The following is a 19,917-nucleotide window of genomic DNA, read 5'->3' as shown; positions in this document are numbered from 1 at the left end:
TTCGCTGCATTCGTCGCCTTGCTCTGAACAACGGCAACACTCGCGCAGAGCCGTGCAGGATTAAATAGATGTCCCCTGTAGGCCACCCACTCATGCATCCTGTAGTGGTCTACTAATCCCGGACGCGGCACATAGGGCGAGAATAGCCTTCCTTTCTTGAATTATTCCTGGCACTAAATATTTTTTCTTGTCTAATGGCGACATTATTTGGTCGGTTTCATTCCCTGTGGTAATTGTCTACAATGCGCACTCCGCAGGAGAGAGTCAGCCGTTAAATGCTGGCCGCCGAAGGCGCAAACTCCCATAAACGCTCAGGCCAAAGTACTGCGGGCCAAGCAGATTGCCATCTGGAGAGAGGTTACTTTTGTAGCCCACCGAAGGAGCAAGCCAGCGGTCAGGTCCGTCTGGTCAAACTCTCAGGAACAAAGGACAGGGGGAGGGGCACGGATAACACAGGAGTTCTGTGTGCTCACTATTATCTATCTTGTTGCTATTACAGCTGAAGCAATGTCTGGCGCGTTGGTTGCCGGGCGTCGTAATATGGACATGTTCGGGGTGGCTTTTATTGCGTTTATTACTGCTCTGGGGGGCGGCACCGTACGCGATATTCTTCTTGGCAATTTTCCAGTCAACTGGACCCAACACCCTTCTTATATCTATCTGACCATTACTGCTGGTCTTTCTACCATGGTGCTTGCGCGCTTTATGCATCGCTTGCAGAAGCTGTTCCTTGTGCTGGATGCCATGGGCCTGATCGCCTTTACGATCATCGGTTGTAACGTTGCCCAGCAATTGGATTACGGTCTGCCGGTGGTCATTATGGCTGGCATTATTACTGGTGTATTTGGCGGCATTTTACGAGATACCTTCTGTGATCAGACACCGCAAGTGCTGCAGCATGAGCTGTATGCCAGTGTGTCTCTGTTGGTCGCTGTCCTGTATCTGGTGTTGCAACATTATGATGTGAATGAGGATATGACTCTGCTTGTGTCATTCAGCAGTGGCCTGGTTATGCGTCTGGCGGCTATCTATTGGCATTGGTCGTTGCCGGTGTTCCGCTATGCGCCAGAACGCTGGTAGCAGGCCGTCGAATCAGGCCGAGTCACGTGACCCCCACTCTTGGAGTCAGTGAACCCAGGGCTTTTGGATAAACAGTGAGCCAGCAGAATTTTGCTTGTTGGCTTTCTGCGGCTATTCAGAAGGGTGGGTGTCCAAGTTGTCTCTTTCCAGATTGTCTCTGGCGAAGCCGTTTAGCGACTGCAGACAGGGTGGCCGTTAAGCAATAGTGGCCATTGAGGTGTAGTGGTTCAATGATTCCGGACACCAACGTAGGTGGTAATATCGCCACCATAAACGAGGTGTCTGATGACCAGCAAGCGACGTTCTTTTTCTCCTGAGTTCAAACAGGAAGCAGCCAGCCAGCTCCAAGCCATTGAAGGTCTGTTTGAACAGGTGCTGTTGATCTGTCATCAGCAGGGGCTTTCAGGCCATGAACTCTTTGCCATTGATAGCTGTAAAACCTGAATGTTTGGAACGTTTTGTTGTGTAAATAACAACCTGTATCCGCAAGGCAGATACAGGTCGTCAAAAACACTCAACCGATTATATTAAAGATCCAAGTCTTCAATAATATAGACGGTGTTGGCATCAATCTCGGTTTGCCCTGCGTCCAGATATTTTTGTTCCAGCACGCCGCTGGTTGACCAGGTTGCAAAGTCATCATCATTGATAACAGCAATGGTTGAATCGTTAATCAGCCACATGCCTTCAAGCTTGTCGTGTGGGTATTGAACTTCTGCCACCAAATCAACCAGGAAGGTTTTGGTAACCGGTGTAATGGTATTTAAACCTGTCCAGCCTTCATTCAGTACAACTTCTTCCAGAGTTTGTCCGTCTTTGGTTAACCCAAGCTCGGCATCCTGAACCCATGATCCTGAATCGGTAATGCTTTCCAGGTCGGTAGCGTTACTGATATCAATTTTATACAGGTATTTCATGGCGCTGGCATCGGAGGCGAAGAAAGCACCATCACGTTCGATCACAACAAATTCAGTGGCGCTGAGAGCAACAATACCCGACTGGGAGTTTTGTGTTTTCTCCTGGCGGTACAGGTACTGCGCCACGCTGCCTGTTTCTGTATTGACTGTAACAATACGCACGATATCCAGGTCTTTTACTGTGCTGCTTGGGTTATACATGGTGGATTGCATGATGCCGACCAGTGTTTTTTCATCTGGTGTTACGGCTAAACCTTCCATGCCGCGATTGGCTCGGCGATTGGAAAATTCTGCAGGCAGGTTGATCGATACACGGTCATCATCGGCAAAGGCATTAATACGATCGATTTCATTACCGTCAGCGTCGAAGTGAACCATGTGTGGGCCATATTCGTCGCTTACCCAGAAGGTACCATCAGAAAGCGCGACCATGCCTTCGCCATCCAGTCCATAATCATCCAGCAGGATAGGATTGGTCGTTTCATCGTAAGGCTGGCTCATATCTTCACGAAGCACTTCGACAGTGCCATCGTCCAATACGGCGTAAGGTGTTTCACCGGTACCGCCTAACGCGGAGTTATTGGGCAAGCCGGTGATTAAGGTGCCGTCTGGACGTTTTAATAGAGTTTCCTGGATCAGTTTTACATCGCCATTGTCCTGAATTTCAAATAAGCCGATGCGTGGAGTGTAATCTTCTACCGGGAATATTTTACCGGTACCCTGGTCGCCAGTGTAAACAGCGTTTGGTCCACGGTCGGTCAGGGCATAAAACTGGCTGGCATTGGTTGGGTGCTTAACCATGTCGGAGCCGTAGCCGCCATTACGAATCTCGAACAGAGCGCCCGGTTTTGCACCGTCTTCAATGTCGCTACGTAATACGGTGTAGGGTAATGTCGAGCCATTGACACCAACGGTATTTGCGTCGCAATCATACGTTGTCTGAGCCACTTCGCTCTCTGACAGGGTGCCATCGGCATCGGCATCCAAACCGGATTCGATTTTTACACCGCCAAATACACATTCATTATCGCCAAATGCAACCAGCTCATGGTTTACCAGGCTGTTGAAACCTTCGTTTCCATTGTCGCCGTCATCTCCGGCACATGCAGTCAGCAAACCGAATACAGTTAATGAAATTATCCTTTTCTTGAACATGTTCTGATTCCTAGGGTGTGAGAAATCGACGCATGGTAGTGACGGGTTCTTACAAATAAACGACATATTTATTACAAATATAATTATAAATATATTGATTTGACATCAAGGTTTAACATATTGCTGAAATTGAATTTTTCTGTGCCGTTTGTTTTTTATAAATCGCCATAAATGCAAATAAATGGTCAGGTTTGTCATATTGGCTTTATTGGTCTGAGATATTTGAAGCGGTATTAAGGAATATGGTAGCCGTTTTGTCTTTTATTTGTGCTGGTCAGGGTTCTGTCCGGTTGTGAATATTTTCGGCGTTATCTGCGAGATATCTGCTGGCATGTCTGCGTTTGACAGCAGGCATCAGACTCTCTGGTTTGGGTTCCGGTCTGGATTCAGGTCTGGATTGGGTCTGCTGCCATCGGTGGCCGGAGTGGTTACAGCCAGAGCGGAGTCAGGCAATGGCCCGGCGCAGGGTGCTGGAAGGTGATTCACCAAACAGGGCGGTGTAGTCACGGGCAAAGCGGCCAAGGTGCAAAAAATGCCAGCGCATGGCTGCTTCCGTGACGGTGATGGTGTGATACGGAGGGTGAAGCAAGAGTGCGCGTACCCGGTTAAGACGAAACAGGCGCAGGTAGGTATTGGGAGACATTCCCAGCTGAGTCTTGAAGCTGTATTGCAGGGTACGTTCACTGACACTGGTTTCGCGACACAGATCGACAATACCTGGGCTGGCGTCGGCATTGGGTACCGCTTCCAGATAAGCACAAACATGATGCACCAGCCGGACAGCCCGACGGCGGCTACTGATGCTGGAGTGCATGATATCCGGCTGCGGCCGTGACGACTGCAACATCATCATCAGGTTGTCGGTGAGGTAGCGGTCTATACCCGCAGGGGTCAGGCACGGCTGGCCGAGGCTTATGTGGTGCAGCAACTGGTTGATATGCTGATCCAGCTGAGCCTGTCCCGGGGTTTCAAGGCACATCAGCTCAGGGGTGTCGGGGCCTTCCCGGCGCTCAGGGTCAATAATCATCATCTGTTGCTGAAAATGCTCCTGATCGAAGCGAAAATACACCGTTTCGGCTTCACCACCGACATGCACATCCGCCTCGGTTCCGGCAGGGATCAGAAACAGCGCCTTATGGTTGGCCTGATATTCAGAGACCCGGGCGGTATCGAGGGTGCCGCGGACATAGGAAAGAGTGCAATATTTCTTATCCATGGTGAAACGTTTGTGCACGGTGCAGTTCTGGCGCTCGATCACCATCTTGATGCCCGGCAGATTGAGTTCCTGATAGCGCCCGGCATAGCGACCGCTGCTGACCTGATCAATTGAAATCGGTAGCCAGTCTTGTACCAGCGCCTGCTCCGACGCATCTTGCACTGCAAGATTCTGGAAGTGTATATCAGCGGCTGTGTTCAAGCCGTGGCGAGTCGCAGCGAAGGGCTCTGTTGATGTAATGAGTGCCGGGGTGAGAGCGGAATCATGACAGTCCATAAGCATTGGGGTCGGGTGATGAATGGGTGTTTTCAGAGTAATGGATAAGTCATCTTGCCCGTAAAATCGGACGGATTTTGGACTTTATGGAAAGGCTGTGAAGCAGCCGGAGAATATTGCGTAACCATTCTTTTGGCTGATGTGGTGGGTGTTTTTTTTCCTTATATTCGACAGGTTTTGCCAGTCTTTAGTCTCAGATATATCAGGCCCGGTTATGGCGCTGCCCAATCCTGTTTTATATCGAATACCCTGATTTTTATTGTTTATATATATTGTGCGTCGGTAGTGAGTGCAGCCCATGGCCAAAGTGGCCTGGGCGGGAATATTCGTGGCGAGAGAAAGGCAGATGATCGATCGCGGTTCGCGGGGCATATGGCGCGATGACCTGAAGCTGGAACCAATGCAGTTCCAGTGGCTTGCCACAACCGCGTGATGTTCATGCCAATCGCCTGACATCGTGACGCAGTTGTGTTGAATAGGGGGCCGAAATCCATTTCAACCAGCTCTAAAACCTGTTTGTTGCCAGCGCTCGGGCGATTGATTGCCTTGCTGGGCTTGTTCGGGTGTTCTGGCGACGGGTTATCGCATTACCCTTGCCAATATTACAAGCATGAAACAGGCCAATGCTTTATTTTTTGCCACCGTGCCCATAATAACGGCAGGATCGCTTTCTGAGCGATATTGCATGTGTTATTGGCCGCGGATGACACACCAAAAAAGGGCAATGCGGTTAGTGCAGTGCCCTTCAGGGAGGCAGGTGATTTGCGGAATCTATCGGTTTGCGCCCCGTATGGCGATCACCGCAGGGATGATCACCGGGGCCGCAAGTTCCTGTTCGCAAATATCTATTCGGCGGGGTCGCGGTGAATGGCGTAAGGGCCCCAGGCCTGGCGGACGGGGACGATTTCCATGCGGTTGATGTTCATATGTACCGGCAGGGCGGCGATATAGGCGACCTGTTCGGCAACATCATTGGCGGTTAATGGCACGGTGTCCTGATATACGGCATCGGCGGCATCGGCATCTCCGGCGTTACGTACCAGGCTGAATTCGGTTTCGGCGATACCCGGTGACAGGTCGGTAACGCGTACTCCTGTGCCTTGCAGGTCGCAGCGCAGGTTAAAAGAAAACTGTTGCACAAAGGCCTTGCTGGCACCGTAAACGTGGCTGCCCGGGTAAGGATTGCCCGCTGCGGTGGAGCCGATATTGATAACACTGGCTCCAACACCCCATTCGATCAGTCGTGGCAGTACCGCGTGGGTGACGTTGACCAGGCCGGTGATATTGGTGTCGATCATGGTGTGCCAGTCGGCCAGGTCGGATTGCTGCGCCGGGCCGGGGGCCAAGGCCAGACCGGCGTTGTTGACCAGTAATTGAATACCGGCAAAAGCGTCGGGTAATTCATCAATAGCGTGCTTGACGGCGTCGGCATCCCGTACGTCCATTTTCAAAGCCAATACGGGCGTAGTCGAAGACAGTTCGTCGGCGAGGGCGTCGAGGCGTTCCTGACGACGACCACAAATAATCAGTGGCCAACCTTGTGCGGCCAAATGGCGGGCACTGGCGGCACCGAAACCGGAAGTGGCTCCAGTAATCAAAGCTACACCTTTCATGCAAATATCCTGTTGTCTGTAGTGTGTCTGTAATAGGGTGAGCACGCCGCTTCAGCGGCGCTCTTCACGAATAAAGGGTTCGCCCAGCGCACCGGGCTGGCTGCTGTTATCACGGCTGGCAACGGCCACCCAGATCATTACGCCAAGGGTGACAGCATAGGGCGTCATAAAGACAAAATATTGTGGCAGGCGAATGCCGGAGGCGGCCATCTGTGGAATCAGCGCTTCGATACAGCCAAACAGCACCGCACCGGCGAGGGCTTTCCAGGGAGACCAACGGGCAAAAATCACCAGTGCGACGGCAATCCAGCCGCGTCCACCGACCATATCCGCCAGCCACATCTTGGTGCTTAATACCGAAATATAGGCACCGGCCAGACCAATCAGGGCTGACCCGGCGGCAATTGCAGCACAGCGGTAAGCCAATACCGGAATCCCGGCGGCGTCGGCGGCCTGGGGGTTTTCACCCACGGCACGCAAGCGTAAACCGAGTACGGTGCGGTTCAGTACCAGCACCACCAACAGGAAGATAATAGGCGTCAGATAGACCACCGGGTCCTGAATAAACAGTTTGCCGATAACAGGCAGTTCCGACAGCGGCCATAACGACAGATCTGAGAGGCCGGACACAGGTCGGCTGGTCCAGTTCATCAAGGTGCCACACAGCCCGGTCAGACCCTGGCAGAAGAACACCAGCGCCAGCCCGGCAATCACCTGGTTAATACGCATGATCAGCACCATCAGAGCGAATAGCTGCGATACCACGGCGGCGGAGATCATCGCCATGATCAAGGCGGCAACGGTGGAGCCGTCAGTCATCAGGGAAGCACCGATGCCGGACATGGCACCGACCAGCATCAAACCTTCAGCACCCAGGGCCAGAACCCCGGAGCGTTCAATAATGATCAGCCCCAAGGCTGCCAATGCAAAAGGCACGGCAAAGTCGGGGATATTACCGATCCAGCTTGCGATCAGGCTCATCAGCTCTGCCCTCCTTGAATACGGCGAATACGGTGACGAATAAAGAACTCGGAAGAGGCAACACAAATCACCAGAATGGCCTGGATCAGCTGCACCATGGAGAAAGGAATCTGGTAGAACACCTGCAAACTGCGACCTGCGACAAACAGTGTCGCGACCAACAGCGCCACTACGGTGGCGGCGATCGGTTGGTTACGGGCCAGAAAGGCAATCAGGATTCCCGAGAAGCCATAGCCGACGTAGAACGAATGGGTCAGGCGGCCTTCCTGTCCGGCAGTAATCATAAAACCGGCCAGCCCGGCCAGCGCCCCGGATAACAGTACGGTACCAAGGATTACCCGATTAACCGGCACCCCCACGGCACGGGCCACACCAGGACTGTTATCGACAAAACGCAGGTACAGCCCAGCCCGGGAGACGTTGGTAAACCAGAGCACCAGAAAGGCAACCAGGGTGGCCAGCACAATCGCCAGGCTGAGTCCGTCAAAGACATCGGGCAGGCGTTCGAATACCCGGTACTGAGGGGAGTAGGGGAAATTGTCACGGGGGTCTTTCCAGTCGCCGTATACCAGATGCAGCAAGAAATTCAGCGCGATGTAGTTGAGCATCAGGGTCGAAATGATTTCGTTCACCTTGAGGTGCAGCTTCAGTAATACCGGCGCCAGCGCCCAGATCAGGCCACAGACCACGGCACTGAGCAGCATCAAGGGCAAGCGCATCGACGGTGGCCCGATCTCGAACAGCGAAATCGCAGTCGCGCCGATAGCTCCCCAGATCATCTGCCCTTCCAGACCGAGGTTCCAGAACCGCGCTCGGAACGCAACGCAGCCAGCCAGGCCGACCATAATCAGCGGCGCGGCCTGAAACAGCACGGCCCGCAGGCTTTGTGCATCAAACAGCGTCAGAATAACAAACTCATTGAGCAGTTCGCCCGCAGGCACTCCGGCCACCACCAGAATCGCTGCTGAAATCAGCAGGCCGACCAGCAAGGCCAGGGCAATCACTAGCGCCTGCCAGTACCAGGCCATCTGCTGACGTACTTCCAGCGTATAACGCCGTGCCAGCAAGGGTTGAAAATTCGTTGCATCAAACATGGTTCACCATGGCTTGCCCAATTGCCTGACGGTCTGCCGGTTGGGCAAACTCGCCGATAATACGTCCTGCTGACATCACGCCAATGCGATCTGCCAGCGCCATTACTTCATCCAGGTCTTCGCTGATCAGCAATACGGCTGCTCCGGCATCCCTGGCGCTGCGCAAGCGCTGGTGTACGGCCAGAGTGGCGCGCACATCCAGCCCCCGGCTGGGGCTGTGAACAATCACCAGTTGTGGCTGGCGGCTGAACTCGCGAGCGATCACCAGCTTCTGGGCGTTGCCACCCGACAGCAGCGCGGCTTTCTGTTGCAGTGAGCGCACCCCCTGGACATCAAATTCGCTGACGGCGGCGGCGGTATCGGCTTCGATCCGGCGGCGGCGCAGGAACCAGAACGGCCCGTACCGGCCGCTGTGAATCTCGCCCATGGCGAAGTTGTCACTGATCGACAGCGGTGCAGCCAGAGCGGCGGAATAACGGTCAGCGGGAATACAGGCAATACCCAGTTCGCGCCGTCGGCTGGCGCTGAGGTCGCGCAAATCGCCTTCACCAACCAGCTGCATCGAGCCGCTGACCGGTTCTGGCAGGCCCATCAAGGCTCCGGCCAGTTCGCTTTGACCGTTACCGCCCACCCCGGCAATGCCGTAGATTTCTCCGGCGTGCAGGCTCAGGTTAACGCCGCGCAGTATCGGCGCATTGGGATTGGTTGAGCACAGCTCGCTGACTTCCAGCTTGACCTCACCGGCTGCCCGGCTGGCGGGAACCTGGGGTGGGGTCGGGGCGTCGCCAACGGTCAGCTTGACCAGCTCGCCAACCGTTACCGATTGCGGCTTGAGGCTGGCGACGGTGCGACCGGTACGCATGACCGTCACTTCGTCGGCGTAGCGCATAACGTCGTTCATCTTGTGCGTCACCAGAATGACCGCAGCGCCTTCCTGGTGAGCAAAATTCTGTACCGTGGTCAGCAGGTTTTCTGCTTCCGCATCGGTGAGTACGGCGGTTGGTTCATCCAGAATCAGGATGCGGGCACCGGCCAGCAGCACTTTGAGAATCTCAACGCGCTGCTGTTCGGCGACCGACAGCTGATCGACCCGTGCAAACGGGTCAATGGTAAACCCCAGCCTGGCCGCCGTGGTCTTGATCTCCTCGGCGGTTTGCTGCAGTCGTTGGCGGAAACTGAGGGCCTGGTCATTACGCAGGCCCAACAGAATGTTTTCCGCCACGCTGAAGGGTTTAACCAGCTTGAAATGCTGATGCACCATGCCGATACCCTGGGTGGATGCATCCAGTGGCCCCTTGAGGCGCACCAGGTTGTCATCAATGAACAGCGATCCGGTTTCTGGTGCGTACAGTCCGGCAGCAATGTTCATCAGTGATGACTTGCCAGCGCCATTCTCGCCCAGCAAGGCATGGACCTCGCCCCATCGAGCTGTAAAGGAAGCCTCGGAAAGAGCCTTGAAGCCGTCAAAGGATTTGCTGACGGCATCGAGTTGGATCGCGTTCTTGTTGCTCATTGCTGGGTAACCACGCCCTTGACGAACCAGTCCATGGACCACAGTTCCCCATCAGACAGACTTTCGCCTTTGGCTGCCTTGATGTTGCCATCACGATCCGAGATTGGCCCGGCGTAGATCAGCTTGTCACCTTTCAGCAGTTCGTCACGAGCGGCCATGATTTTGGCTTCATCTTCTTTGCTGATAATGTCGCTGCCACAGCAGGAGACGTCGGTACCGCCTTCTTCCATTGACAGCAGCGCGCCATGTTCGGCTGGCTGCCAGCCACCGGCCATGATTTTTTTCAGTTCAGGGGCAAGGAAACGATCCCAGACCCAAACCGAAGAACACACGGTCGCTTTCGGGGCAAACTCGCTCATATCACGGTGGTGACCGGTGCCATAGACGCCACGTTCTTGTGCGACGATCTGTGGGGTCGGGCTGTCCACGTGCTGGCCAATTACATCAGCACCCTGGTCAATCAGCGCTGTTGCCGCTGCGCGTTCCTTGACCGGGTCGTTCCAGGCTCCGGTGTAGATAACGGTGACGGTGGCGTCCGGGTTGATTTGCTGGGCACCCATGGCGAAGGCGTTAACGGTCCAGTTAACCTGGCCAAACGGGTTGGCGGCAACAAATCCGAGCTTGCCGGTCGGTGAAGCGGCACCGGCTGCCATGCCACACAGGTACTGGCTTTCGTAGGTACGGCCGTAGAAGGATTCAAGGTTGTCTGAATTGGTGGTACCGGAACCGTTCAGGAATGCGACATCCGGGTACTTGTCGGCCAGTTCCTTGAAGGTATCGGAGTAACCAAAGGCGGTACCGATAATGATGTTGGAGCCACGCTGGATCAGACGCTCAACGGTGGGTTTGATCGCGGAGGCTGTTTCCGGGACGCTTTCCACGTACTGGATTTTCTGGTCGATATCGTCTTCCAGACGCTGGCGTGCTTCGTCGAAGGCCTGAGTCCAGCCGCCATCGTTACGCGGGCTGATATACAGCATGGCGATTTTCGCCGGGCCTTTCAGGGTAAAACCAGCATCTTCCGCTGACACGGAGGTCGTCATGGCGCATGCGGCCAGGGCACATAATGTGCCCGTGAGCAGTTTCTTCATTGTCACAATCCTTCTTGCGGTGAGTCGTTGGAGGTCGTGCGGTAGGTAGAGCCCTGCTTAAAGCATGTGGTTGATACGGAAGACATTGCCTTCCGGGTCAAGCAAAACGGCCTGATACCAGTTGTAGTACGTGGTATAGGGAGCCTTGATCATGGTCGCGCCTGCAGCACAGGCGATCGGTACCATACGGTCGACCTCTTCGGGACTGTCGACGTCGATGTTCAGTAAAAACTTGCAGCCGGAGGTGTCTGCGTACTCGCTCAGGTGCAGCAATTCGTAGGCATCCAGCGCATTGAAGCCGATGCAGCAGCTGCCGGCATCGATGCCGCGAAATATCGGCGAGCGGATGGCTTCCACTTCCGGGAAGTCGAAGACGCGCTGATAAAAGCCACTCAGGGCGACGATGTCTTTGGCGAATACGTTGACGTAAGAAAGTGTGCTCATATCAGGCTACCTTGTTGCCGCCAAAGGTGGTTTGGCGGACGAATTTGGATTGCAGATGGTCGCCGGAGCTAACCGGGGCGTAGCGAGGTTCTTCGCCTTCTGGCACACAGCTGGGCAAGCACTCCACCATGACGTCGTAGTTCGGCTGGTGGAAGAACACCAGTGACTGGCGTTGCTGGTCGCCGTCGACGTCTTCCGGAGGATTCACCACCCGGTGCAGGGTTGAGATCCATTGGTCGTTGGTCCACTGCATCATCAGGTCGCCAATATTGACGACAAAACCGTCTTCCACATAAGGCACATCGACCCATTCGCCTTCGCGGTTGCAAACTTGCAGACCACCCTGGGCGCTGTCGGGTTTGACGATGGTGAGGCTGCCATAATCGGAGTGAGCACCGGCCCGTAACTGACCTTCTTCGATGCCTTCTTTCAAGTGCGGATAACGCAGGCTGCGGAACATACTGATGTGCTTGTCGATCTTGTCGTCGAAAAAGGTCTCTGGCATTTCCAGTGACAGGGCAAAAATACGCATCACGCTGCGGGCCAGGTCGCCCATGGCAGCAAAATATTCCGCGTACGCTTCCTCAAATCCAGGCAGCGTTGTCGGCCAGACATTGGGGGCAAAATGCGGCCCGGCCATGGCTTCGGAGTAATAAGGTTCATCCGGCACATTCAATGGCCCGATGGAGAAGGATTCTTTCAGGTCGCCCGGAGCGGCTTCTTCCATGGAGTACGACAGGCTCTCTTCTGCTACCGCGCTGTAGCCGCGCACCATGTCGGGACGGGGACGGTTGGCTTTGCGTTTTTCTTCCATGGGCAGGTCGAAGAAGCGGCTGGTCAGTTTGCTGACCCGCTCGATCAGCTCTGCAGGGATCTGGTGTTGGGTAATGACCAGGAAACCAATATCCCGGCAAGCCTGATTCACGGCCTTGGCCACGCTGGCCTTGCCTTCGGCCGTGCCATCAAAATAAGGGCCAAGATCGATGATAGGAACATATTGAAGCGTCATACGATTGCATCCTCCGACTGAAATTCAGGTACTGATTTGATCAGTTACCTGATCTGAAGAATCCGCAGGCGATACCAATCGCCCACCGTTTCCGAACAAAGAAACAAAAGCAGCAACTATGCCAACAAGAAATTTATGTTAGATAACAATGATTTATGTCTTTTTTGATACTTAGTTTTTATCAAATGGTCTGAATTAGAGCACTCGGTTTGTGCGGGAGGCCCGAAAACAGGGCGAGATAATCGTGACTTTGGCAGGAGTTCAGAAGATCGGGATAAATAACCCTTTAAAAATAAAGGTTAATGGGTAAAAAACAGCCAATGGGAATAATAGAAAGGCATTGTGACACCGGTATTATGGGCATGGATGCCTTGGAATTGGCAGCACAAACGGCCATGAAAATAACCAGCAAGACACAGTTGCCACTTTGATCCATATCATTGATTTATAAAAAGTTATCCATTAGGCAATAAGGAAAAACAGCCAAGGCAGAAGCGCAGTGACGGCATGCTGTCTGACCCATATGGGTTTTGGGTCAGACTCTGCACCGTGATTGGACAGGGCAAGGATAAAAGGAGACAGCGGGATCTTGGCTGGTCTCAGGGGCGTGGACAGATCCCTTGCAGCACCAGCATTTTGAGATTGGCGAGGGTTTCCGCAAAAAAGTCGGGATCATCCAGGGTGTGACCCGCCACGGCTTCTACCTGTACGCGGAAGTCGGCGTAATGCTGTGTGGTTGCCCACAGGGAAAAAATCAGATGATGCGGTTCTATCGGGGCCAGTTTGCCCGCTTCTATCCAGGCATTAATCACCGCGACCCGGGATTCGACGGTGTCCCGCAGGGAAGAGCTCAGCTCATTCAGCAATAGAGGGGCACCTTGAATCATTTCCAGACAAAACAGGCGGGACTCTGCCGGATGATCCCGTGACAGCTCCAGCTTGACCTGAAGATAGGCGCCAATGGCTTCCACCGGGTCCTGTTCGATGTGGAACTCCTGCAAGGGCCGCAACCAGATATCCATCAACTGACGCAATACATTCAGGTACAGATCTTCTTTGGAGGCGAAGTAATACAGTAGGTTGGTTTTGGATACATCGGCCTGGCTGGCCACTTTATCGAGGCTGGTACCGTGCAGGCCATAGCGTGAAAACACATCCAGAGCAGCGTCCATAATAGCGGCTCGTTTGGTTTCCATCAGGCGTTTGCGCCTGCTCAAGGTTGCTTCACTCGGGACCCGGCTACGGGCTTTCGGCTTCTTTGCGGGCGTTGCCGTCCGCTGTATCTGCTTGTTCACTCTGCTTACCGTTTGTTCCTTGGTTGCCGCATTCTACCCCATTGTGCTGCCTGCAGCTCAAGCGCTTGATTTGTGCCCCAATTCGGACCGGAGCGCACAAACCAAGTGCTCTAAATCAGACTATTTGGTCTGAACTAAAACACAAAAAATAACTAAGTAATTGATATATATCAACAATATCAAAATGGCACACTTGATGCTTTGGTCTTATTACAGCCAAGCCGCAAAGCAACATAACAGGCGCCAAGGCAAATCTATTACCAAACCCTGAGGGCAGAGCAATGAATGTAGGCATCTTCATACCTATCGGCAACAACGGTTGGCTGATCTCCAAGAACGCTCCGCAGTACATGCCAACGTTTGACCTGAACAAGACCATCGTCCAGCGCGCCGAGCATTATGGCTTTGAATTTGCTCTGTCGATGATCAAGTTGCGCGGCTTCGGTGGCGAGACCGAATTCTGGGAACACAACATGGAATCGTTCACGCTGATGGCCGGTCTGGCTGCCGTGACCGACAAGATCCAGCTGTTTGCTACCGCCGCAACCCTGACCATTCCGCCAGCCATTGTGGCACGTATGGCCTCAACGATTGATTCCATTTCCCACGGCCGCTTTGGCGTTAACCTGGTTACTGGCTGGCAGAAGCCGGAGTACTCGCAAATGGGGTTGTGGCCTGGTGATGAGTTCTTCGCCAATCGTTACGACTACCTCAGTGAATACGCCACGGTATTGCGCGACCTGTGGACAACCGGCACGTGCGATATGAAAGGCGAGTACTTCCAGATGGACGACTGCCGCGTCAGCCCCAAACCCCAGGCCGACATGAAAATTATCTGCGCTGGCCAGAGTGAAGCGGGAATGGCCTTTACCGCCAAATACGCCGACTACAACTTCTGTTTTGGTAAAGGGGTCAACACGCCAAAAGCCTTTGCTCCAACGGTTGAGCGACTGGAAAAAGCCACCGCCGACAGTGGCCGGGATGTGACCTCCGTGGCGCTGTTTATGGTGATTGCTGCGGATACCGACGACGAAGCCCGCGCCCGTTGGGAATCCTATAAAGACGGTGTCGACGAAGAAGCCGTTGCCTGGCTTGGTCAGCAAGGGGCCGCCGATACCAAATCCAAAGGCGATACCAATATTCGCCAGATGGCCGACCCGACGTCTGCGGTCAATATCAACATGGGCACGCTGGTGGGTTCGTTTGCAACCGTCGCCGGCATGCTCGATGAAATTGCTGAAATCCCCGCCACCAGTGGTGTGATGCTGACGTTTGATGATTTTGTTCAGGGCATCGAAGATTTTGGCCAGAAGATTCAGCCATTAATGAAAAGCCGCAAACACGTTGTGGATATGTTGGAGAATGCGTCATGAGCAGTATTGATAATCCGGTTGTGGGTTATGCCCCCGACCAGCAAGGTGATGTCAGCATGGTGCTGCCCGCCAGCCCGGAATCGTTGGCAATCAACGTCAAAGAAACGGCGCTGATTGTGGTCGATATGCAGAACGCCTATTCCACCAAGGGCGGTTATCTCGACCTGGCCGGTTTTGATGTGTCGACCACCGGGCCGGTGATTGAATCCATCACCAAAGCCATCAAGGCCGCCCGTGCGGCGGGTGTGCAAGTGGTGTTCTTCCAGAACGGCTGGGATGCGGAATACACCGAAGCCGGCGGCCCTGGCTCGCCTAACTGGCACAAGTCCAACGCTCTGAAAGCGATCCGCAAGAACCCGGAACTGATGGGCACGTTGCTGGCCAAGGGCACCTGGGATTACGATCTGGTGGATGAACTCAAGCCTCTGCCCGGCGATCTGGTGATACCCAAACCACGTTACAGCGGCTTCTTTAATACCGCTCTCGACAGCATGTTGCGCAGCCGCGGCATCCGTAATCTGGTGTTTACCGGGATCGCCACCAATGTCTGTGTGGAATCAACCCTGCGCGACGGCTTTTTCCTCGAATACTTTGGCGTTGTACTGGCCGATGCCACCCATCAGGCCGGGCCGGACTACGTCCAGCAAGCCGCCCTGTACAACATTGAAACCTTTTTTGGCTGGGTCAGCACTGTCGATGACTTCTGCACCACTCTGGCCGCCTCTACCCCAACCCAAGGAGCAACCGCATGAGCAAGCAAACAGTCCTTCCTGCCGGTACCGGCAAACCGTTAGCACCGTACGTTCCTGGCTCCATGGCCGATGGCGTGTTGTACGTATCCGGCACCTTGCCGTTTGATAAAGACAACAACGTCGTACACGTGGGGGATGCCACTGCGCAAACCCGTCACGTGCTGGAAACCATCAAGGGTGTGGTGGAAGAAGCGGGGGGCACCATGGATGACGTCACCTTCAATATGATCATGATCCGTGACTGGAGTGACTATCCGGCGGTTAACGAAGTCTACGCATCGTACTTTCCGGGTGAAAAACCGGCGCGTTACTGCATCCAGTGTGGTCTGGTAAAACCGGATGCCCTGATCGAAATCGCCAGCATCGCGCATGTTGGCTAACCGATGAGCAATGTCATGCATATTGAAATTCATGGCCGGCAAGACGCCGATGCCCCGACGCTGGTTTTCAGCTCGGGGCTAGGTGGCGCTGCCCATTTTTGGGCACCGCAGCTGAGCAGCCTGGGCAAAGACTTCCGCATTGTCCTCTATGATCAACTCGGCACCGGGCATAGCCCGGCCGAATTGCCTGAAGGTTACGCAATTGGCGATATGGCCAATGAGCTGCAACGCCTGTTAGCCGAGTATCACATTGGCGACTACCATCTGGTGGGGCATGCGCTGGGCGGTTTGGTTGGTCTGGAACTGGCACTGCAAAAAGCCCCCGGACTCAAAAGCCTGACGCTGATGAACGCCTGGGCCAAGGCCAGTCCACACACCGCCCGCTGCTTCTCGGTACGCAAGCAGCTGTTGGCGGGTGCCGGTGCGGCGGCCTATATCGAAGCCCAGGCGCTGTTTCTTTATCCGCCGACCTGGATTGCCGAACATATCGAGCATCTGGAAGTGGAAGAATGCAAACAGCTGGCAGGGTTTCCTCCGGTCGAGAACCTGCTACGACGCATTCAGGCGCTGCTGACGTTTAACCCGGGAGAAGCATTGGCCAAGGTTGAACAGCCCACTTTACTGCTCGCCAACAGTGATGATTCGCTGGTGCCCTGGACCTGCTCCCAGGAGCTGCAACGGGTACTGCCCAACGCCACTCTGAAAGTCTTTGATTACGGCGGCCATGCTTCCAGCATCACCTGCGCCGAGACCATTAATACAACGCTGGCCGATTTTATTCACAGTGTTGCACCTACTACTCCAGCGGCCTGAGCGAGGGCTTTATGAACGAACCACTTGATTCCGGCGCTCTGGCGCAATTGTTTACTGAAGCCCGCAGCCACAACGGCTGGCAAGACCAGCCTGTGCCAGACAGCCTGCTGGAGCAGCTGTACGACCTGGTCAAAATGGGCCCGACCTCTGCCAACTGCAGCCCGGCACGTTTTGTGTTTGTCCGTACTGCAGCAGGCAAGGAGCGTCTGAAACCTTGCCTGTCATCCGGCAACCTCGACAAAACCATGACCGCGCCCGTTACCGTCATTGTTGCTTACGACAGCGAATTCTACGACGAGCTGCCAGCACTCTTTCCCCATGGTGACGCCCGCAGCTGGTTTACCGGCACGCCAGAACTGATTTACGAAACCGCTTTCCGTAACAGCTCGATGCAAGCGGCCTACCTGGTGTTTGCCGCCCGCAGCCTGGGTCTGGATACCGGGCCGATGTCCGGCTTTGATAACGCCGCCCTGGATCAGGAGTTTTTCAGTGACGGTCAGTGGAAGTCGAACCTGTTGATCAACCTGGGCTACGGCGACAGCAGCAAGGTCTACGACCGTCTGCCGCGTCTGGACCTTTCCAAAGCCTGTCTGTTTTCCTGAAGGAGCCTGTTATGTTGGCCGTCAAAACCCCAGAAACCGCGCCGCAGACTGTTAGCCGCGACGTATTCCGTAGCGCCATGTCGATATTGGCTGCCGCCGTTAACGTCGTGACCACCGAAGGCCCGGATGGCCGTGCGGGTTTTACCGCAACCGCGGTGTGCAGTGTCTCGGATGAACCCGCCAGCTTGCTGGTATGCCTGAACCGCAATGCCTCGGTCTACCCGGCATTTCGCGACAGCGATTACTTGTGTGTGAATACCCTGAGCGCCGATCAACAGGCGTTGTCGAATACCTTTGGTGGCAAATCCCCCATGGCCGAACGTTTTGCGGCAGCGCAGTGGAGCACCGACGTTACCGGCTCACCAATGCTGGACGGCGCGCTGGTCAACTTCGACTGCCGCATCAGCAACCGTGTTGCCGCTGGCAGTCACGATATCCTGATCTGTGAGATTGTCGGTATTCGCCAGCAGGAAAGTGGCGATGGCCTGATTTATTTCCAGCGTGGTTATTGCAACGCCACACCGTTGGGTTAAAGCACCGTTGGGTTAAAGCGCGGATACGCAATACGGCCATAACCGTGGGGATGTTCTCTGCGGTTGTCCGTATGAACAGGACACGCGCCACGGACGGGCCCTAGAGAAATAACCCCAGTAATTCATTCAGGTACTGTTGGCCGCGTTCGGTGGCCCGGATGTCTTGTCCTACTTCCAGCAGTCCCATGGCTTTGGCTTTGGCGATGGGGGCGGCAACGTTGGCCAGTGTTTGACCGGTACGTTGCTCAAAGCATGCGACGCTGATGCCCTGGCGCAGGCGCAGGGCATTCATCAGGCATTCCAGCCCCATGTCGTGGGCGGCAATTGGCTGGCTACCGGCAAGGAATGGCTTGTCGGGGTTGAGGTAATCACTGGGTTGGCGGGTTTTCCAGCGCCGGGCGCTGTGGATCTGGTCCCGGCTGTCGAGCCAGCTGACTTTGCCGTGCGCACCGGCACCAATGCCGAGGTAGTCGCCAAATTGCCAGTAATTGAGGTTATGCCGCGCCTGTTTGCCGGGTTGGGCAAAGGCGGAAATTTCATAGTGGGCAAATCCGGCGTCGGCCAGGCGTTGTTGGCCGGCGTCCTGAATATCCCAGAGGGTATCGTCTTCGGGCAGCACTGGCGGGCGTTTGTAAAATTCGGTGTTGGGTTCGATGGTGAGCTGATACCAGGAGAGATGTGGCGGGTCAAAGCTCAGGGCGGTGTTGAGGTCGTCCATGGCGTCGGCTAACGACTGTCCGGGAAGGCCATGCATCAGGTCGAGGTTGAGGTTGTCGAACCCGGCAGTCCGGGCAGCCGTGATGGCGGCTTTGGCCTGGTCGCTGTCGTGGATGCGGCCGAGTTTCTGCAAGTGCAGGTCGTTAAAGCTCTGGATGCCCATCGACAGGCGGTTGATGCCGAGTGCACGGTAGGCGGCAAAACGGTCGGCTTCGAAGGTGCCGGGGTTGGCTTCCAGCGTGATTTCGATATCGTCGGCAAACGTTAGCCGTTGGCGCAAGCCGTTGAACAAGCTGGCGTAAGCCTGCGCCGATAACAGGCTGGGGGTGCCTCCACCAATAAAAATGGTCTGGATGACACGCCCATGGCGGTGTTCCAGCTCGCTGTCGAGGTCATTTAACAGCGCTGCCACATAGTCTGTTTCCGGTAATTCGGTGCTGGCTGTGTGCGAGTTGAAGTCGCAGTACGGACATTTGCGAATGCACCAGGGCACATGGATGTACAGACTGAGTGGCGGCAGCTGGCGCATGCTCAGTTCCAGTTGTTGTCGTGGTGCTCGCCGTGGTGTTCACCTTCATGATGCTCGTGGTGCTCACTGTGGTGTTCACCTTCATGGTGCTCCTCGTGGTGCTCACCGTCATGACCCTGTTCATGGCCACCTTCGTGTTCACCTTCACCTTCACCTTCACCTTCACCTTCACCTTCACCTTCACCTTCACCTGCGTGTTCGCCATCGGAGTGTTCACTGGCGTTTTCGTCGCCTACTGCCTCGTCTTCTTTGGCGGGCAGCAGTTCTGCAACTGCGACATCAAGAGTCTGCAGCAAGGCCTGAACCTGGGCTTCCATTTGGTGTTGCTGGTGGGAAAGGCGGGTTTGCTCCTTGTCCAGTTCATCGTTCTGTTGCATCAATTCGGTATTTTTTTGCTCGGCAGTGGCCAGAGCTTGCTGGGTTTGTTCCAGGTCTTCCTGCAGTTGCAGGTTTTCCAGTTGCAGGTTTTCCAGGGTTTGAATGGTCTGGGTGATCTTTTGCTGTAACTGCTCAAGTATTTCCACGATGTGCTCC

General features: G+C 54.8%; 20 protein-coding genes and 2 riboswitches. Of the genes, 8 read left to right on the top strand and 12 right to left on the bottom strand.

Annotation, left to right across the window (positions count from 1 at the left end):
- The first annotated feature begins 244 nt into the window (after positions 1 to 244).
- Positions 245 to 337: riboswitch (glycine riboswitch) on the top strand.
- A riboswitch (glycine riboswitch) is annotated at positions 338 to 443 on the top strand. It abuts the riboswitch before it with no gap.
- 22 nt (positions 444 to 465) lie between these two features.
- Together Q4551_RS15140 and Q4551_RS15135 are read left to right on the top strand one after the other, a co-directional pair.
- The gene (locus Q4551_RS15140) at positions 466 to 1,080 is read left to right on the top strand and encodes a trimeric intracellular cation channel family protein (RefSeq protein ID WP_303434713.1); all 615 of its coding nucleotides are present in this window, start codon (positions 466 to 468) and stop codon (positions 1,078 to 1,080) included.
- Positions 1,081 to 1,365: 285 nt separating this feature from the next.
- Complete coding sequence (locus Q4551_RS15135; protein WP_303434712.1) at positions 1,366 to 1,524, top strand: hypothetical protein; 159 nt, start codon at positions 1,366 to 1,368, stop codon at positions 1,522 to 1,524.
- An 83-nt stretch (positions 1,525 to 1,607) separates the two neighbouring features.
- Here Q4551_RS15135 and Q4551_RS15130 read toward each other — a convergent pair whose 3' ends face one another.
- From Q4551_RS15130 to rutR, 10 genes are all read right to left on the bottom strand, one after another.
- Positions 1,608 to 3,152, bottom strand: coding sequence for an esterase-like activity of phytase family protein (locus Q4551_RS15130; RefSeq protein ID WP_303434711.1), 1,545 nt, complete (start codon positions 3,150 to 3,152; stop codon positions 1,608 to 1,610).
- Positions 3,153 to 3,597: 445 nt separating this feature from the next.
- Entirely contained in the window at positions 3,598 to 4,530 is a 933-nt protein-coding gene (locus Q4551_RS15125) for a helix-turn-helix domain-containing protein (protein ID WP_303434710.1), read from the bottom strand.
- Between the two features lie 959 nt (positions 4,531 to 5,489).
- Positions 5,490 to 6,257 carry an SDR family NAD(P)-dependent oxidoreductase gene (locus Q4551_RS15120; protein WP_303434709.1) on the bottom strand — a complete coding sequence of 256 codons (768 nt, stop codon included), beginning with the start codon at positions 6,255 to 6,257 and terminating at the stop codon, positions 5,490 to 5,492.
- Positions 6,258 to 6,308: 51 nt separating this feature from the next.
- Entirely contained in the window at positions 6,309 to 7,238 is a 930-nt protein-coding gene (locus Q4551_RS15115; RefSeq protein WP_303434708.1) for an ABC transporter permease, read from the bottom strand.
- Complete coding sequence (locus tag Q4551_RS15110) at positions 7,238 to 8,332, bottom strand: ABC transporter permease (RefSeq protein WP_303434707.1); 1,095 nt, start codon at positions 8,330 to 8,332, stop codon at positions 7,238 to 7,240. Before Q4551_RS15110 ends, Q4551_RS15115 begins: the two co-directional genes overlap by 1 nt.
- Positions 8,325 to 9,845 carry an ABC transporter ATP-binding protein gene (locus Q4551_RS15105; RefSeq protein ID WP_303434706.1) on the bottom strand — a complete coding sequence of 507 codons (1,521 nt, stop codon included), beginning with the start codon at positions 9,843 to 9,845 and terminating at the stop codon, positions 8,325 to 8,327. The genes Q4551_RS15110 and Q4551_RS15105 overlap by 8 nt, the downstream gene beginning before the upstream one ends.
- The gene (locus Q4551_RS15100; RefSeq protein ID WP_303434705.1) at positions 9,842 to 10,936 is read right to left on the bottom strand and encodes a BMP family ABC transporter substrate-binding protein; all 1,095 of its coding nucleotides are present in this window, start codon (positions 10,934 to 10,936) and stop codon (positions 9,842 to 9,844) included. Before Q4551_RS15100 ends, Q4551_RS15105 begins: the two co-directional genes overlap by 4 nt.
- 57 nt (positions 10,937 to 10,993) lie before the next feature.
- Positions 10,994 to 11,380, bottom strand: a complete 387-nt coding sequence (locus tag Q4551_RS15095) for a VOC family protein (protein ID WP_303434704.1) — start codon at positions 11,378 to 11,380, stop codon at positions 10,994 to 10,996.
- A 1-nt stretch (position 11,381) separates the two neighbouring features.
- Positions 11,382 to 12,389 carry an isopenicillin N synthase family oxygenase gene (locus tag Q4551_RS15090; RefSeq protein WP_303434703.1) on the bottom strand — a complete coding sequence of 336 codons (1,008 nt, stop codon included), beginning with the start codon at positions 12,387 to 12,389 and terminating at the stop codon, positions 11,382 to 11,384.
- 599 nt (positions 12,390 to 12,988) lie between these two features.
- Positions 12,989 to 13,684, bottom strand: coding sequence for an HTH-type transcriptional regulator RutR (rutR, locus tag Q4551_RS15085; RefSeq protein ID WP_303434702.1), 696 nt, complete (start codon positions 13,682 to 13,684; stop codon positions 12,989 to 12,991).
- 281 nt (positions 13,685 to 13,965) lie between these two features.
- Between rutR and rutA the strand changes: the two genes are divergently transcribed.
- Genes rutA through Q4551_RS15055 form a run of 6 tightly spaced genes read left to right on the top strand, consistent with a single transcriptional unit; the run spans position 13,966 to position 18,137 of the window.
- On the top strand, positions 13,966 to 15,057 hold the full coding sequence (gene rutA, locus Q4551_RS15080; RefSeq protein WP_303434701.1) for a pyrimidine utilization protein A: 1,092 nt from the start codon (positions 13,966 to 13,968) through the stop codon (positions 15,055 to 15,057).
- Positions 15,054 to 15,809, top strand: a complete 756-nt coding sequence (rutB, locus tag Q4551_RS15075) for a pyrimidine utilization protein B (RefSeq protein WP_303434700.1) — start codon at positions 15,054 to 15,056, stop codon at positions 15,807 to 15,809. The genes rutA and rutB overlap by 4 nt, the downstream gene beginning before the upstream one ends.
- Positions 15,806 to 16,189 (top strand): pyrimidine utilization protein C, encoded by a 384-nt coding sequence (gene rutC / locus Q4551_RS15070; protein WP_303434699.1) that lies wholly within the window; start codon positions 15,806 to 15,808, stop codon positions 16,187 to 16,189. Before rutB ends, rutC begins: the two co-directional genes overlap by 4 nt.
- A 15-nt stretch (positions 16,190 to 16,204) precedes the next feature.
- Complete coding sequence (rutD, locus tag Q4551_RS15065; RefSeq protein ID WP_303434698.1) at positions 16,205 to 17,002, top strand: pyrimidine utilization protein D; 798 nt, start codon at positions 16,205 to 16,207, stop codon at positions 17,000 to 17,002.
- An 11-nt stretch (positions 17,003 to 17,013) separates the two neighbouring features.
- Complete coding sequence (locus Q4551_RS15060) at positions 17,014 to 17,604, top strand: malonic semialdehyde reductase (protein WP_303434697.1); 591 nt, start codon at positions 17,014 to 17,016, stop codon at positions 17,602 to 17,604.
- An 11-nt stretch (positions 17,605 to 17,615) separates the two neighbouring features.
- On the top strand, positions 17,616 to 18,137 hold the full coding sequence (locus tag Q4551_RS15055; RefSeq protein WP_303434696.1) for a flavin reductase: 522 nt from the start codon (positions 17,616 to 17,618) through the stop codon (positions 18,135 to 18,137).
- A 100-nt stretch (positions 18,138 to 18,237) separates the two neighbouring features.
- Here Q4551_RS15055 and hemW read toward each other — a convergent pair whose 3' ends face one another.
- Both hemW and Q4551_RS15045 read right to left on the bottom strand, forming a co-directional pair.
- Positions 18,238 to 19,383: a radical SAM family heme chaperone HemW gene (gene hemW, locus Q4551_RS15050; RefSeq protein ID WP_303434695.1), complete on the bottom strand. Its 1,146-nt coding sequence runs from the start codon at positions 19,381 to 19,383 to the stop codon at positions 18,238 to 18,240.
- Between the two features lie 2 nt (positions 19,384 to 19,385).
- Entirely contained in the window at positions 19,386 to 19,907 is a 522-nt protein-coding gene (locus Q4551_RS15045; RefSeq protein WP_303434694.1) for a hypothetical protein, read from the bottom strand.
- Between the last annotated feature and the right edge of the window lie 10 nt (positions 19,908 to 19,917).

The sequence above is a fragment of the Oceanobacter sp. 5_MG-2023 genome (assembly GCF_030548165.1).
GTDB lineage: Bacteria > Pseudomonadota > Gammaproteobacteria > Pseudomonadales > Oceanobacteraceae > Oceanobacter.
This window is presented reverse-complemented; position numbering and strand designations above follow the sequence as displayed.

Bases quoted from the DNA above. Each gene is read 5' to 3' on its own strand.
- Q4551_RS15135 (WP_303434712.1), top strand. From the start codon at position 1,366: ATGACCAGCAAGCGACGTTCTTTTTCTCCTGAGTTCAAACAGGAAGCA.
- Q4551_RS15130 (WP_303434711.1), bottom strand. From the start codon at position 3,152: ATGTTCAAGAAAAGGATAATTTCATTAACTGTATTCGGTTTGCTGACT.
- Q4551_RS15120 (WP_303434709.1), bottom strand. From the start codon at position 6,257: ATGAAAGGTGTAGCTTTGATTACTGGAGCCACTTCCGGTTTCGGTGCC.
- Q4551_RS15115 (WP_303434708.1), bottom strand. From the start codon at position 7,238: ATGAGCCTGATCGCAAGCTGGATCGGTAATATCCCCGACTTTGCCGTG.
- Q4551_RS15110 (WP_303434707.1), bottom strand. From the start codon at position 8,332: ATGTTTGATGCAACGAATTTTCAACCCTTGCTGGCACGGCGTTATACG.
- Q4551_RS15105 (WP_303434706.1), bottom strand. From the start codon at position 9,845: ATGAGCAACAAGAACGCGATCCAACTCGATGCCGTCAGCAAATCCTTT.
- Q4551_RS15100 (WP_303434705.1), bottom strand. From the start codon at position 10,936: ATGAAGAAACTGCTCACGGGCACATTATGTGCCCTGGCCGCATGCGCC.
- Q4551_RS15095 (WP_303434704.1), bottom strand. From the start codon at position 11,380: ATGAGCACACTTTCTTACGTCAACGTATTCGCCAAAGACATCGTCGCC.
- Q4551_RS15090 (WP_303434703.1), bottom strand. From the start codon at position 12,389: ATGACGCTTCAATATGTTCCTATCATCGATCTTGGCCCTTATTTTGAT.
- rutA (WP_303434701.1), top strand. From the start codon at position 13,966: ATGAATGTAGGCATCTTCATACCTATCGGCAACAACGGTTGGCTGATC.
- rutB (WP_303434700.1), top strand. From the start codon at position 15,054: ATGAGCAGTATTGATAATCCGGTTGTGGGTTATGCCCCCGACCAGCAA.
- rutC (WP_303434699.1), top strand. From the start codon at position 15,806: ATGAGCAAGCAAACAGTCCTTCCTGCCGGTACCGGCAAACCGTTAGCA.
- rutD (WP_303434698.1), top strand. From the start codon at position 16,205: ATGCATATTGAAATTCATGGCCGGCAAGACGCCGATGCCCCGACGCTG.
- Q4551_RS15060 (WP_303434697.1), top strand. From the start codon at position 17,014: ATGAACGAACCACTTGATTCCGGCGCTCTGGCGCAATTGTTTACTGAA.
- Q4551_RS15055 (WP_303434696.1), top strand. From the start codon at position 17,616: ATGTTGGCCGTCAAAACCCCAGAAACCGCGCCGCAGACTGTTAGCCGC.
- hemW (WP_303434695.1), bottom strand. From the start codon at position 19,383: ATGCGCCAGCTGCCGCCACTCAGTCTGTACATCCATGTGCCCTGGTGC.